This is a genomic window from Pontibacter virosus (genome assembly GCF_003096355.1).
Taxonomy (GTDB): domain Bacteria; phylum Bacteroidota; class Bacteroidia; order Cytophagales; family Hymenobacteraceae; genus Pontibacter; species Pontibacter virosus.
The window spans coordinates 14742-27877 of the sequence record NZ_QEKI01000013.1 but is presented as its reverse complement, the minus strand read 5'-3'; the positions used below and the strand labels follow the sequence as shown (position 1 = coordinate 27877).

The 13136-nt window shown below is 47.6% G+C and carries 13 protein-coding genes; 1 reads left to right on the top strand and 12 read right to left on the bottom strand.

The annotated features are described in order from the left end of the window. Nucleotides 1–15 precede the first annotated feature (15 nt). The 9 genes from C8E01_RS16335 to C8E01_RS16295 are packed head-to-tail and all read right to left on the bottom strand — an operon-like array spanning nucleotide 16 to nucleotide 8578. A complete protein-coding gene (locus tag C8E01_RS16335; RefSeq protein WP_116544539.1) occupies nucleotides 16–1113 on the bottom strand; it encodes a DegT/DnrJ/EryC1/StrS family aminotransferase in 1098 nt (365 codons plus the stop codon). Further along, nucleotides 1113–1475 (bottom strand): sugar 3,4-ketoisomerase, encoded by a 363-nt coding sequence (locus tag C8E01_RS16330; RefSeq protein WP_116544538.1) that lies wholly within the window; start codon nucleotides 1473–1475, stop codon nucleotides 1113–1115. The genes C8E01_RS16335 and C8E01_RS16330 overlap by 1 nt, the downstream gene beginning before the upstream one ends. Further along, complete coding sequence (locus tag C8E01_RS16325; RefSeq protein ID WP_116544537.1) at nucleotides 1463–2446, bottom strand: glycosyl transferase; 984 nt, start codon at nucleotides 2444–2446, stop codon at nucleotides 1463–1465. The genes C8E01_RS16330 and C8E01_RS16325 overlap by 13 nt, the downstream gene beginning before the upstream one ends. Before the next feature lie 9 nt (nucleotides 2447–2455). Further along, a complete protein-coding gene (locus C8E01_RS16320) occupies nucleotides 2456–3274 on the bottom strand; it encodes a TIGR04325 family methyltransferase (protein ID WP_116544536.1) in 819 nt (272 codons plus the stop codon). Further along, complete coding sequence (locus C8E01_RS16315; RefSeq protein ID WP_116544535.1) at nucleotides 3271–4167, bottom strand: glycosyltransferase; 897 nt, start codon at nucleotides 4165–4167, stop codon at nucleotides 3271–3273. The genes C8E01_RS16320 and C8E01_RS16315 overlap by 4 nt, the downstream gene beginning before the upstream one ends. Beyond that, nucleotides 4164–5297, bottom strand: a complete 1134-nt coding sequence (locus tag C8E01_RS16310; protein WP_116544534.1) for a CapA family protein — start codon at nucleotides 5295–5297, stop codon at nucleotides 4164–4166. The genes C8E01_RS16315 and C8E01_RS16310 overlap by 4 nt, the downstream gene beginning before the upstream one ends. Next, nucleotides 5290–6639 carry an asparagine synthetase B family protein gene (locus C8E01_RS16305; protein WP_116544533.1) on the bottom strand — a complete coding sequence of 450 codons (1350 nt, stop codon included), beginning with the start codon at nucleotides 6637–6639 and terminating at the stop codon, nucleotides 5290–5292. The genes C8E01_RS16310 and C8E01_RS16305 overlap by 8 nt, the downstream gene beginning before the upstream one ends. Then, entirely contained in the window at nucleotides 6636–7268 is a 633-nt protein-coding gene (locus tag C8E01_RS16300; RefSeq protein WP_116544532.1) for a class I SAM-dependent methyltransferase, read from the bottom strand. Before C8E01_RS16300 ends, C8E01_RS16305 begins: the two co-directional genes overlap by 4 nt. Next, nucleotides 7253–8578 (bottom strand): flippase, encoded by a 1326-nt coding sequence (locus C8E01_RS16295; protein ID WP_116544531.1) that lies wholly within the window; start codon nucleotides 8576–8578, stop codon nucleotides 7253–7255. Before C8E01_RS16295 ends, C8E01_RS16300 begins: the two co-directional genes overlap by 16 nt. Before the next feature lie 385 nt (nucleotides 8579–8963). Here C8E01_RS16295 and C8E01_RS16290 point away from each other — a divergent pair, with 385 nt between their 5' ends. Next, entirely contained in the window at nucleotides 8964–9857 is an 894-nt protein-coding gene (locus tag C8E01_RS16290) for a chain length determinant protein (RefSeq protein ID WP_116544530.1), read from the top strand. Nucleotides 9858–9969: 112 nt separating this feature from the next. On the opposite strand, the gene C8E01_RS16285 is transcribed toward C8E01_RS16290, so the two are convergent. The 3 genes from C8E01_RS16285 to C8E01_RS16275 all read right to left on the bottom strand — a co-directional run bounded on the left by C8E01_RS16285 (nucleotide 9970) and on the right by C8E01_RS16275 (nucleotide 13045). Beyond that, nucleotides 9970–11520 (bottom strand): carbon-nitrogen hydrolase family protein, encoded by a 1551-nt coding sequence (locus C8E01_RS16285; protein WP_116544529.1) that lies wholly within the window; start codon nucleotides 11518–11520, stop codon nucleotides 9970–9972. Between the two features lie 158 nt (nucleotides 11521–11678). Next, nucleotides 11679–12335: a CoA transferase subunit B gene (locus C8E01_RS16280; RefSeq protein WP_116544528.1), complete on the bottom strand. Its 657-nt coding sequence runs from the start codon at nucleotides 12333–12335 to the stop codon at nucleotides 11679–11681. Nucleotides 12336–12346: 11 nt separating this feature from the next. Beyond that, a complete protein-coding gene (locus C8E01_RS16275; protein WP_116544527.1) occupies nucleotides 12347–13045 on the bottom strand; it encodes a CoA transferase subunit A in 699 nt (232 codons plus the stop codon). Nucleotides 13046–13136 lie beyond the last annotated feature (91 nt).

The window sequence follows — 13136 nt, the reverse complement described above, 5'->3', positions numbered from 1 at the left end:
TATAACTTAGCGCGTCTAAAGATGCAGTTGAGCGAATGTATTGATCGCCTCTGCTATCTGCGCCATATCTTCTTCGGTATGGAAGAAGGAAATTGGGAGACTCAATGTGGTGGCATGTATTTCCTCCGATATAGGAAAGCTTCCTTCGAACACACCTGCCAGGCCCTTCTGCTGATGCGGTGGGATGGGGTAGTGGATCTCTGTTTTGATACCCTGCTCCATTAGGTACTCCTTCAACTGATCTCTTTTAGGGGTTCTGATATTGAAGATGTGGTACACATCAAAATAACCTTCTTCCACAACAGGTTTTGTTACCCTGTCACTCAGTAGTTCAAGGTATGCGTTGGCCAAGCGTCTTTTATGCGCATTGATCTCGTCCAGGCGCTTTAGTTTCTTACTTAAGAAGCCTGCCTGCACTTCATCCAGCCTGGAGTTATAGCCAATGTAATCATTGATATACTTGATACGGGAGCCGTAGTTTCTGAGGGCACGTACTTTCTCCGTCAGTTCGTCGGATGTGGTGGTGATAGCGCCTGCGTCCCCCAGAGCGCCCAGGTTTTTGGTTGGGTAGAAGCTGAAAGCCCCAAAGTCACCAAAGCTGCCCACTATTTTACCGTGTTGGGTAGCTCCATGCGCCTGCGCGCAATCTTCTACCACTTTCAGGTTATGGGCCGCCGCCAATTTCATGATCCGGTCCATCTCGCAACACTTGCCATACAGGTGCACCACCATAATGGCGACCGTGTCCTTTGTAATCTTTTCCTCTATTTTGTCAGGATCGATGTTATAGGTTCTGATATCAGGTTCTACCAGCACTGGCTTCAGGCCAGCATGCAGGATGGCCAATATGGTAGCAATGTAGGTATTGGAAGGGACCAGCACCTCCTTGTTCTTCGGGAAATCGAAGGCTTTGAGCGAAAGAATCAGGGCATCCAATCCGTTGGCAACGCCAATGCAGTGGTCAACATGGCAATAGGAGGCAAACTCATTTTCGAAGTCGCTTACGCTTTTGCCCAACACATACCAACCGCTGTTGAGCGTTTCTTCAAAGCTCTGTTTGTAATCCTCAAAAAAAGGCTTGTTCAGCCAGTAGAGGTTCTCGTAATCAATCATTAGTACCTGTCGAATATATAGTCCTTCTCGTCATAATACTCAGATGCCAGCACCATCAGTATGGCGTCTTCCGAAAACTTAAACATCTCGTGCCAGTCTTCCGGCTCCAGGATCAGGCACTTCTCAGGTTTATCGAGGACAAACTCCTGCTGCTCGGAGCCATTGTCGTTGTAGATGTGGCAGGAACCCTGGATACAGATCGCAGCCTGTATGGTTTTGTGATGTCTGTGGCCGCCTCTTCTCGATTCATCCACACCGTAGATGTAAAATATCCGCTTAATGTCGAACGGAATAGATCTTTCAATAACAGTTAGATTTCCTCTTTTGTCCGTAAAGGTTTTTAAATCAATTAGTTTGGCCATGCTTTGACGAATTTGTTAATGCGGTGAATGTTATACTTTCCTTTCAGGAAGTTTAGTGTATTCTTTTTGAAGGTAGACAGGTCTCTGCCTGCCGGCAACCACAAGTCCAGGCTACTATCCAGCTGCTTCAGCATTTTGTAGTGCTGCAGGTATAGCGATATATAGGGGCCATACAGCAACGCTACAACTTTCCGGGGAAGGCTATATTCGCAGAGGCTCAGTTTACTATCAGACAGAAATCTTAGCCCGTGGAAGTGGTAAAAGTTTAGTTTGTACTCGCGGCCCTCGAAAGTAACGTATGTCTCTGAGCCTTTCTGCTCGATCCCGTACTGTTGCACGTTCCAGGGGGCAACGCCTCCGCCTGGGTTTTGCAGCACGTGTACATTGTCAAAGCACGTTTCCCAGTCGTCCAGGTATTTCTGATCCCCAAACTTACCGTCCTCCACTCTGTTATAGCACCAGTCGATGCAGGCATTCCGCCACCAGTCCAACGCAGCCAGGCTTTCGGGTTTGTTCTTAAACGTCATGAACTGAACGCAGAACTTGCCGCTCAGGTGTGTCTCGTCGTACTTTGGGGTATACCTGTGCAGTGTCAGCAGTATTTCTTTCTCGCCCATCTCCTGTAGCAAATGAACCGGATCCTCATAGAAGTAGATGTCCGAGTCGATGTAGGTGCAGTTCTCCAGGCCGAAGGTATTGATGCAGTATAGGATAGTGGATGGGGTACAGGTCCAGCAGTACTCGCCTCTTGTTCTGGTTGGCTTTATCGCCAAAAGCGCCTCGTCTTCAAATTCGGACAAAGAAATTACAGTCGTGTGCGGCAGGTTCAGCTTTAAGAGGACCTCGTGGCACTTATCATCGAAAGCAAATATGTAGAGGTGGAAGCTCCCGGCATGCTGCATAAGCGAACTGTGCAGGTTAAGGCCATAAGGCAGGAACTTCGTATCGAACAGGGTACAAAAATTTAACATGGGTACAGTTTATAGAGCAGGTTTTCTCCTGAAAATAAATCCTTCGTAATTGATGACATTTCCCATATAGGTCAGGGTGATGTCAGATGTAAAGCTCTCCACTAACTCATAGGAGTTGGCCTCGAACACGGCTAGAAATTCCTTTTTATTGAAGATCCAGGAAGGGTAGCTTGCTTTGTAAATAGCAGGGTTAACACGCTGGACAGTTATTTTACTGGGTTCATTGTCCGGTGTGAACCCGGTCAGATCTACGATAACGTATTCAATCTTCCTCTCGAAGAACTGATCCAGCATTTTGTAGGGCTCCTCCAGGTACTGCAGCACAGACGAAAATAAAACGGCCTGTGGGTTGGTATTCGCGTAACAGGTTGCAATATCTTCGTAGAACCTGAGCTCGTCATCCTGAAACAGCTGCTGTCCTACCTGCACAAACTGCCTTTGTTCTATGATATTCCATTCAACACTGCTCAGGTGACGCAGGAATTTCCTGTTTTGATAGTAGGAGCTACCAAGGGAGCCGCCGAAATCTATGATCTTTAGTACACCTGCGTGCTGAGCGGCGATCCAGTTCAAGGCTGCTAACGTAGGCCAGGAGTACTCTATAGAGTCGAAAATGACAGAGTCTCTTTCGAAAACTGCTTCTCCATTCTTTACTTTCAGAACGGCTTCCTTCACCTTCGCTATAATCTCCCCGTCCTGGTACCCGACACAATCTTTCTGTGCTTCCTGCCAGTTGCTATAATCGCCAAACCAGCCATACTTTGATGGAAACAGTTTGTTCTTGAAGTCCAATAAGATGGGAGGAACAAATTTTTTAAGTTTGTTCATCGTGTTAAAAAATTAATTAGTCTCTGCTTCAAACCTACTTTGGTGTTTTTCCTGAAAAAGGCCTCAAAAGACTTTCTGGCTTCTGTATTTTCCTTGACCTCGATCTTATTAATTTGGGCAAAAGTTTCATCTGACAGCACTTCGTCATTGTAATGACCTGTGGAATCGGAATGTGTGCCGCTGGAGTCCAGGCCAATATTTCGGACCAAAGACTTTGCGGGGTACAAGGTATAGCAATTTTTTAGGAATGCCGAAGCATACCACCGAATCGCCCAGGAATCGTTCTCCCCATTGATCTGTTTCTGCAGCATTTGGGTATAGGGGTAGGAGTTGTTGAAGTTAAACTCCCTGCTCAGGTTTTGAGCCTGTATCTGATCCAGAAGTTTCTGCCCGTTCTTTTCAAACAAGTCCCAGCCTCTTTTCCAGGTGGCCCAGCCCCAGCAGTCTGCCCCTTTCAGGAAGAAGGTCTCTACATCATTTAGCTTAATCGGGTAGGTATAGGCGTGAATAGAGATAACCTGATCATCGTGCTCGTAGAGATTCAGGCTCTTATTCATGTACGTGAGGAAGTAAGGGGAAGTCACCAGGTCGTCTTCCATTACAATGACGCTGCCGTGCTTATTGACAACTTCGGTTACTCCCCGAATCACGGACTCGGCAAGGCCACGGTTTTTATCGCTTTCAATGATGTGCAGCGAGTTAAAGCCTTTTATGCTGCGGATATACGTTCTTACCTCCTGAACACCTTTAACGGCAGCATCATTTTTAGCACCATCGGCATAGATGTACAGGTCACTTCTGGCCGCCAGATCATTCTGAAGCAAGGCCTCGATTGTCTTTTGGGTGTGTGCGGGACGGTTGTATACAAACAATACTATAGGAGCCAAACTCATACCTTATCAATCATTTGTTGTAATGCTCTTTCTACAGCAAAACGATGGCTCTCAATTTTGAGGTTGTGCAGCAGGAACAGATGCTGTTGTGTGCGATTTTTCTTAAATAGCCATCTGTAAATCACTTTCAACAAGGAGTAGGCCGAGTCAGAACGAGCCACTCCGTTGGAGGCAAAACTGTAATAGTGGGAATAAACTGTCTCCCACAACTTCAGAGCCTCTTCATTCGCCAGCATGCTATAGTTCGCAGAGTCCAGTATACCTGTTATGTGGGACAGGTGATCAATAAACTCATTGTCCTGATTTAGTAAAATCTGGTTGCCTTTTTTGACGATAGGGATGACTTCAAACGCTGGTTTCTGGTCTTTTTGTAGTGACAGGGAAACGGCGTAGCCTACATTCCACAAAGGGTGCGAAGACTGTGCATCAAAGTAAAAGTTGCCCAGGCTATAAAAAATTAAGCCGTCCTGGTAGTGTTCCCAGCCTTGCGGAACATGCGGATGGTGGCCTATAATAACATCAGCACCCAGATCAATCAGTTCCCGATACCTGGCTCTCCACTCAGGCAAAGGGAAATCCATTTCCTCCACTCCCGCATGTACCTGCACCACCACAAAATCGCAGTGTTGGCGTGCCTCCTTTATGCTGGCGTTTACGGATTCATGGTTGAGCCAGGCATAGCCTCCCTTTTGCCCGTTTTTATCAGTAAATGCACCAAAGCCCCATTCGGCTAAGGAAAACAGGCCTACTGTTAAGCCATGCCGGGTGATGATCTGTGGTTTGTAAGCGTCTTCAAATGCTAAACCAGCTCCGATAACAGCTCTGCCTTTCAGTCCTTCCAGCGTGTGTTGTAATGCCTCGTACCCGTAGTCGTAGATATGGTTGTTGGCCAACGAGAACAGGTTGAATCCCGCTTCATCCAACGCCTTGATGGCGCAATCGTGCTGAAAAACATGAGGACCGGCCTTTCTGATTGGCGAAGCATCCGGTGTGATAAGAGGTGCTTCAAAATTACAGGAAACAATTTCATGGGCTTTGATGACCGCAGCAAAATCAGGGTGAATGATACGATCTTCCACCTGATGCCTGATCACCACATCACCCACGAAAAGCAACTTCAGGTTATCCATCAATCAATGATTCTCTCTTCTTAATCAGGTTCTCGATAGGCTTCAAAGTGACATAGCCATAATAGGCGGCCATGATGTCATTGGAGAAGCCCAGTGCACCGATTTTAGGTATAGCGTAAAATGTGTTCTTCAGCTTATTGAGCAATCCGTTGTCAATCCTTTTGTTTATCCAGGCTACATAAGCAGGTTTAACTACCTCTTTCAGCAAGTCTTCACTCAGTGGGCTAAACTGGACCTTCTGCATGCCCTGATAATCGAGCGTGTTTCTCGTGGAGAAAGACAAATTTAAATCTTCAAGGTTTAATCCATGCTTTCTGAAAAGATCACGCTGCCATTGCCTGTCCTGCTTCCGGTGGGAGGGCAGGTTGAGCATTTGGGTGGCGATGGAAATATCGAGAAACGGAGACCAGGCCTTGAAACCCATACTATCCGGAATTCTGATCAGGTAAGACAGCAGCACCAGTTTGAAGCGCATGGCTTCAATAACTCTGTAACTGTTGTCTTGCAGGAGTTGGCGTTTTTCTTCAAAGTATGCTTCCTTCAATTCGGAGCCGGACTTAAGTACGCTTGCTTCTGAGGTTGCGCTGACGCCATGCGAATACCCCAGGTACTGCAGGTCATCCGGTTTTTGGATAGCCCGGATGCCAACGTTACCCGACCAGGCATCCCCGATTATGCCGCTCAGCAGTGGTCTGTTTGGAGCTGTGCGTTGCAGGATCTGGTTGTAGAACTCGATGTGGTACATGCCGTGCGCATGCGTAGATGCACCGTATTGCTCATCCCAATAGTCCAGGTACTTGTGAAACTCGCCAAGCACTATCTGCTCCCAGCGTATACCTAGTATTCCGGCAATGCGCTTGGCCTTCACTACTTCTTCTGATTCGCTCTGGTTGCTGGAAATGCCATACGTAAAGGCCCTGATACGGCTCTTGTCGTCTAGCAGCAGGTTGAGCAGCCTGGAGTCAAAGCCGCCACTGGTCGGAATAATGATATCGCCTTCAGAGGAGGCTGCCCACTCGTTAATGCTTTTATGCAGCGCAGCGAGCACATCCTCTTCCCTGCCTTCCTTGTTTAGCAAGCCAACGGCCGGGTCTTCCTGCCTTACAACGGTAAGTCCACCTTTCTCATACTGCAGAGAGGAGTTTGGCAGGAGATACTGAACACCTTTTACAGGAGTCTGCCCAAAAACTGAGTACCCATAGTCCAGGTAGTTGTTAAGGCCCTCCGGATGGAATTCCAGATTCTGTATATCAATTACCTCGTTGATATTACGGCTAATCTTACCCGTACAAGTATTATAAAATATAGGATCAGAGCCTAACCAGTCTGATTGAAGCGTCATTTTTTCACAAAGTAAAAGCCATTGCCCCTTTTGAAGAAAGGCTTGATGGATACGTTGAATTCCTTGGCAAACCTGTTGGCAGCCTGCTTAACGGGGTAGGAGTTGTCGGTGTCATCTTTCCAGGTCCAGTCGTCGCCAAACATAACGCCTCCTTTTTTTACCTTGGGCCAGCATGCAACCAGGTCCTCGTAGCAGCCCTGTGCAGAATGATCCCCGTCGACATAGGCGAAATCAAAGGAGTGATCCTCTAGCTCCTGCAAGGCCTCCACTGATTTTTTTCTGATAGGTATACACTTCGCCGAAAAACCTTTTGCCTGTATGTTGTTGATGAAGATATTGAACAGGCTGTCTACTTTTAGCTCCGCAGCCCGCTCCGCATTGGCCTGTATGAATGCCTTTTCTGTATTGTAATCGTTCCAGGCGCTTACGTCCCAGGTGTCTATACAATAGATTTTGGAAGCTTCATGGCCAAGATAATTCTCGAGAAACCAGATGGCACTTCGGCCTTTCCAACTGCCGATTTCAATAAATCGAAGCGGCTTTGACTTATCGACATACTTATTAAGGACTTTAGAGAGTAGTTTCTGGTTTGAAAACCACTCTTCCCCTAATTCTAATTTCTCGCCCATATAAATGATTTTAACAGTTGAACCGTGCTATACCTGGTTGGCTTAAAAAATAATGGGAATACGATAGAAGAGCAACCATAGGATACGACAGTTGCCCATGCGGCACCCAAACCACCATAAGAGGGTATCAGCAGGTAGTTCAGAATGATGTTCATTACGGTAGACAGCGTTGTGTAGATCAGGCCATAGCGCTGCAGATTCTCAGACACGAGCCAGTATCCGCGGGCAGTGCCCTGAAACACGAATACCCCCGCCCATACATAGATCATGAGTATGCTGCCAGCTGAAGCATAATCTTCTCCATACAGAATTAATACAACCCAGTCACTCAGAAAGGTCATAGGTATAGCGATCGCCAGTGCCGTCCAGGTTAGCATGGTGTAGAGCCGTTGGAGCCTCTCGTTGTACAGCACAGGGCTCGATTTCCGGGCATTCAGGATTGCAGGAAAAAGGGAGGAGCAGATGATGGCAGGAATAAAGTACCACAGCTCACTTAATCTTACGCCGGCTGAGTACAAGCCCACTTCGTGCGCCCCCACCATGTTTTTCAGCATGATCTGATCGATTCGCATGTAAATCATAATAGCCAGACTGCTCAGTATAATGGGCCAGCTGTCTTTTAGGAATCGACGGGCGATTGACTTATCAAAATATCGCAGGAAGTTCGTCTCGGAAGGGCCTTTTTGACCTTTTCGGTTTTGATAGGCAACGTACAGGGAAATGGCTAACGTAATCTGGTCTACAAGAATGACAAGCACAAACCAAAACAGATCGGCCCCGATCACAACAAAATATATTTTGAGGAGGGAGGAGATAAAAAGCTGGACTAGCCTACTGATCGATACATATTTGGTGAGCACATTAGCCCGAAAATAAAAGTCCAGAACCTCAAAACTCTGAAAGATTATTCCACAGGTAACAATTAGTATAAACAGATTAGTTAAGGCATCATTGGAGGAAACCAGTGTGACAAAGGTGATAATCCCAAAAGTTAGAAGGGCACCAACTATCTTCAGCCAAAACGCTGTTCCCAGGTATACTGCCTCTTTTTCAGGATGATTGACCAAGTCCCGTACCAGAATCTCATCCATGCCGAGTTTAGCCAGACTTGCAAAAATTGATGTGAACGCGATTACGTAATTATAAATACCAAACTGGTCGGGACCCAGGTAGCGTGCCACCCAAAGCCCCACCAAAAAACCAGCCGCCATTCGAAGCATCTGCTCAGCGAATAGCCAACCCGTGTTGCGGGCATACTTCTTTACGCCTGCACTGCTCAGAGGCTTCTTAATTCGGTCTACTAGTTTCAATTTAAACTATTGTATTTGTGCAAATACCTCCGGGATGCTTGTTTTCATGTATGAGCAAAAGGGGAAGCAGGCAAGTGCAAGTTAAGATTTATTCAGTGAAAGAAAGGGCACTATTAAAGAATGCGTGTGCCGGATCAGGATTAGGTATAATCTTGGGGTACTATACACAACCGGAGCTTTCTGCTTTGTTGAGGCACTTTAAGTAAAAGAGTGGCGTCTTCATATTCTAAGTTGAGCAGGGTTCGGTGTCACACATTATTCCCTATTGCATGGTTTATAAAGTAGTACTGCAATAAACCGTAAAAATAGCGAAATTAATAAAACATGTTATACTTCTCCTCTTTCATATTAAACATACCTTGTATATTTGTCCAAAATATAAAGCATGCCACATTTAAAAGAACAGGATAACAAACCAATGCGTAATTCTCCAGATGAAATTGATTTAATGGTGGTTTTCCAGTATTTCGGATCATTATTTCAGAGGATTCTTAACCGAATAAACTATACTATCCGAGCCATTCGGAACCACGCAATAGTTGTGTTAGGATGTATCGCGATTGGGATGGGGCTTGCATATGGCCTGTACGCGATAACAAAGCCCTTCTACAATTCCTCAATGACGCTGATGCTGGCAAACATCCGTAACGAGTTCATTGAGGAGCAGTTGCTGAAATTGTCCAGCATGATTGATGAGGGGAACGTAGAGGCTGTTGCAGAGAGGTTAGACATTAGTCCGGACGCAGCCCGGAGCATTAGAGAGATGAAGTTTTCTAATCTGGATGACAACAGGATAGACGAGGATAGTGTTCTGACAGGTTCCCCGTTTAGAATCGAGCTATCCTTATATGATCGGGAGCTTTTTGAAAGCATGGAGCCTGCCCTGACCAACTATATCGAAAACAACAGGTACTTTGCTAAGCAAAAGAGGATAAAGCAGAAGCAGGTAGAGGACATGATTTCCAAACTCAGAGGGGAGATCACATCAATAGACAGTCTGAAGACCAACTCCGTAGAGCCTAGAGGCCCAGTCAATGGCTTTGTTTACGGGCAGCCTATAGACCCTACAAATCTCTTTAGAGAAAGTATCACTTTGTATAAAGAGCAGGTGCAATTGGAAGCCAGCCTCGAGCGCCTGGATAACGTTGAGGTGGTCTCAGGGTTTATTCCAAAGTTAAGACCTACAGGCCCAAACATGCTGAAATACCTGGCAATAGGTGGAGCCATAGCTTTTCTTATAGGTATGATCGCAGCCTTAAACCTGGAAAATAAAAAATAAAAAAGAGCGGACCTGATCTAGTGTTCGTTTGACTTGTATGTAAAAAAGGAGCGGTCTGCCATTCAATTGGCAGACCGCTCCTTTTTTCTTAAAAGCTTTGGGTGATCTATACCTACTCTTCCTGCCTCAGCACCCAGCTCAAGTTGTAAAGGTCCTTTCTACGATCCTTGAGGTTTCGAACGCTACCGGCTGTATTCAGGTCCTTGAGCAGGTCCAGGTCCAGATCGGCGATCAGGGTCATCTCGGTGTTCGGAGTGGCTTCGGCTACCACCGCGTCGTGCGGGAAGGCGAAGTCAGAAGGGGAGAAGACCGCTGATTGGGAGTACTGGATGTCCATGTTCTCCACCTTCGGCAGGTTGCCTACGCTACCCGTAATGGCTACATAGCACTCGTTCTCGATGGCGCGTGCCTGGGCACAGAGACGTACCCGGAGGTAGGCGTTCTTGGTGTCGGTCCAGAAAGGCACGAACAGGATTTTCATGTCCATGTCGGAAAGCATGCGGGCCAGTTCCGGGAACTCCACGTCGTAGCAGATCAGAATGCCGATCTTGCCAATGTCCGTGTCGAAGATCTTCAGCTTGTGGCCCCCACGCATACCCCAGTAGTGCGACTCGTCCGGCGTGACATGCAGCTTGTACTGTTTGTCGTAAGTGCCGTCGCGGCGACAGAGGTAGCTCACGTTGTAGAGCTTGTTGTCATAGTATTCCGGCATACTACCGGCAATGATGTTGATGTTGTAGGAGAGTGCCAGGTGAATCATACGCTCCCGGATTTCCTCGGTGTATTCGGCCATACTTCGAATTGCCTCTGAAGGCGACTCCTCGTTGGTAAGCGCCATCAGCGGAGCATTGAAGAACTCGGGGAACACCACCATGTCCGATTTGTAGGAACTTACAGTATCGACAAAGAACTCCACCTGCTGCATGAAGTCATCAAGGTCTTTTACAGCGCGCATCTGCCACTGCACAATGCCAATCCGGACAACAGTCTTCTTGCCCCCCAGCAACTTCTCCTTCTCTTCGTAGTACACGTTGATCCACTCCAGCAGCGTAGCGTAGGCGCGTGACTCGGTGTCGTCGGGGAGGTAGCCTTTCAGGATCTTGCGCACGTGGAAATCGTTGCTGAGCTGGAAAGACAGCACTGGGTCGGCCAGTTCCTTGTTACGCACCATTTCGATGTATTTGGCTGGGGTCAGCTTATCAGCGTAGTCCTTGTAGCCAGGTATACGTCCACCGGCAATAATACCGCGTAGGTTCAGGTTCTCGCAGATTTCCTTGCGGGCGTCGTATAGACGACGGCCCAGGCGCAGGTTGCGGTAATCCGGGTGCACAAACACGTCGATGCCATACAGGGTCTCGCCCTCCGGGTCGTGTGACTTGAAGGTGCCCTTGTCGATGATCTGGTCATAGGTATGCTTATCGCCATACACGCTGTAGTCTACAATCAGGCTAAGGGCCACGGCCACTACCTTGCCTTTGTCTTCTATGCAGATCTGTCCTTCCGGAAATTTCTTGAGGAGGTTGGAAAACTCCTTGCGGGTCCAGGCGCCATCGATGTTCGAATACACCAGGTCCATGATATCTTTTACTTCTTTGTAATCTTTGAGCTCCAGTTGGCGCAATAACAGCCGGTGCTCAGAGTTCGCTTCTATTTTTTCACTCATAGGTCAGGTTTGGGGTTACTTGCTACGGGTATACGTGAAGCAAGTATCGTTTTGATATGATATTTTAATCGAAAGCGGGAAATCCCACCTTCATGCAAATTTAAAAAGAAAAAGCGCAGCTTTGACACTGCGCTTTTGATAGGATAGGTATAGCTTTCTTAAAGCTGTACTTCCGGGATGTCTCCTTCCACGATCAGGCGTCCTTCGGTTGCTTTTTGAATCTCTTCAACCGTCACGCCAGGTGCTCGCTCCAGCAGTTTGAAACCGTCGCTTGTTACTTCGAGTACGGCCAGGTCGGTTACGATCTTCTTGATGCATTTAAGGCCTGTGATCGGCAGGGTACATTCTTTCAACAGTTTGGAGGAACCATCGCGGGCGGTGTGCTGCATCGCCACAATGATGTTTTTAGCGGAGGCAACCAGGTCCATGGCGCCGCCCATACCTTTCACCATTTTGCCCGGAATCTTCCAGTTGGCAATATCCCCTTGCTCTGATACTTCCATGGCACCCAGGATGGTCAGGTCCACGTGCTCGCCCCGGATCATGCCAAAACTTTCGGCTGAGCTAAAAATAGAGGAGCCCGGCAGGGTTGTGATGGTCTGCTTGCCCGCGTTGATCAGGTCGGCGTCTACTTTGTCTTCGGTAGGGAAGGGACCCATGCCCAACAGTCCGTTTTCTGACTGCAGCACCACCTCCACGCCTTCCGGAATGTAGTTGGCCACCAGCGTAGGTATACCAATGCCCAGGTTAACGTACATCCCGTTCTTTACTTCTTTTGCGATTCGCTTCGCTATCTGATTTTTATCAAGTCCCATGTTGCTGTCTTTTAAGCAATTCTAACTGTACGTTGTTCAATACGCTTCTCGTACTTCTCGCCCTGGAAAATGCGCTGCACGTAGATGCCCGGTGTGTGGATCATATTCGGATCCAGTTCGCCCGCAGGTACCAGTTCCTCTACCTCTGCCACCGTGATTTTGCCGGCTGCGGCCATCATTGGGTTGAAGTTACGGGCCGTCCCCTTATAGATCAGGTTACCGGCTGTGTCGCCCTTCCAGGCCTTCACAAACGAAAAGTCGGCCTTCAACCATTGCTCCATTAAATACATCTTACCATTGAACTCACGGCTCTCTTTGCCTTCGCCTACCTCTGTGCCATAGCCGGCAGGGGTGAAGAAAGCAGGTATACCGGCACCACCTGCACGGATGCGCTCTGCCAGCGTGCCCTGCGGAATCAGTTCGACATCCAGTTCACCGCTCAGCAACTGGCGCTCAAACTCCGCATTCTCGCCCACATAGCTGGCAATCATCTTTCTAACCTGGCGCTTTTGCAAAAGCAACCCAATGCCATAATCATCCACGCCGGCGTTATTCGAGATACAGGTAAGGTCTTTCACGCCCAGGCGCAGCAACTCCTGTATGGCGTTCTCAGGGATGCCGCACAGACCGAATCCTCCCAGCATGAAGGTCATGCCATCCTGTACACCCTGCAGGGCCTCCTGTGCATTCTTTACAGTTTTATTTATCATAGTTTATGATGTGCTTACGCCCCGCAAGATATAGCTATACCTGCCCAGGCAGCGGTTAAACGATTGATTCTATAGAAAAGGTAAGTTAGAT

What these genes read in the sequence shown, in the direction of transcription:
- C8E01_RS16305 (WP_116544533.1), bottom strand. Translation starts at nt 6,639, where the DNA reads ATGACGCTTCAATCAGACTGGTTAGGCTCTGATCCTATATTTTATAAT.
- C8E01_RS16300 (WP_116544532.1), bottom strand. Translation starts at nt 7,268, where the DNA reads ATGGGCGAGAAATTAGAATTAGGGGAAGAGTGGTTTTCAAACCAGAAA.
- C8E01_RS16320 (WP_116544536.1), bottom strand. Translation starts at nt 3,274, where the DNA reads ATGAACAAACTTAAAAAATTTGTTCCTCCCATCTTATTGGACTTCAAG.
- C8E01_RS16310 (WP_116544534.1), bottom strand. Translation starts at nt 5,297, where the DNA reads ATGGATAACCTGAAGTTGCTTTTCGTGGGTGATGTGGTGATCAGGCAT.
- C8E01_RS16280 (WP_116544528.1), bottom strand. Translation starts at nt 12,335, where the DNA reads ATGGGACTTGATAAAAATCAGATAGCGAAGCGAATCGCAAAAGAAGTA.
- C8E01_RS16275 (WP_116544527.1), bottom strand. Translation starts at nt 13,045, where the DNA reads ATGATAAATAAAACTGTAAAGAATGCACAGGAGGCCCTGCAGGGTGTA.
- C8E01_RS16335 (WP_116544539.1), bottom strand. Translation starts at nt 1,113, where the DNA reads ATGATTGATTACGAGAACCTCTACTGGCTGAACAAGCCTTTTTTTGAG.
- C8E01_RS16330 (WP_116544538.1), bottom strand. Translation starts at nt 1,475, where the DNA reads ATGGCCAAACTAATTGATTTAAAAACCTTTACGGACAAAAGAGGAAAT.
- C8E01_RS16325 (WP_116544537.1), bottom strand. Translation starts at nt 2,446, where the DNA reads ATGTTAAATTTTTGTACCCTGTTCGATACGAAGTTCCTGCCTTATGGC.
- C8E01_RS16290 (WP_116544530.1), top strand. Translation starts at nt 8,964, where the DNA reads ATGCCACATTTAAAAGAACAGGATAACAAACCAATGCGTAATTCTCCA.
- C8E01_RS16315 (WP_116544535.1), bottom strand. Translation starts at nt 4,167, where the DNA reads ATGAGTTTGGCTCCTATAGTATTGTTTGTATACAACCGTCCCGCACAC.
- C8E01_RS16285 (WP_116544529.1), bottom strand. Translation starts at nt 11,520, where the DNA reads ATGAGTGAAAAAATAGAAGCGAACTCTGAGCACCGGCTGTTATTGCGC.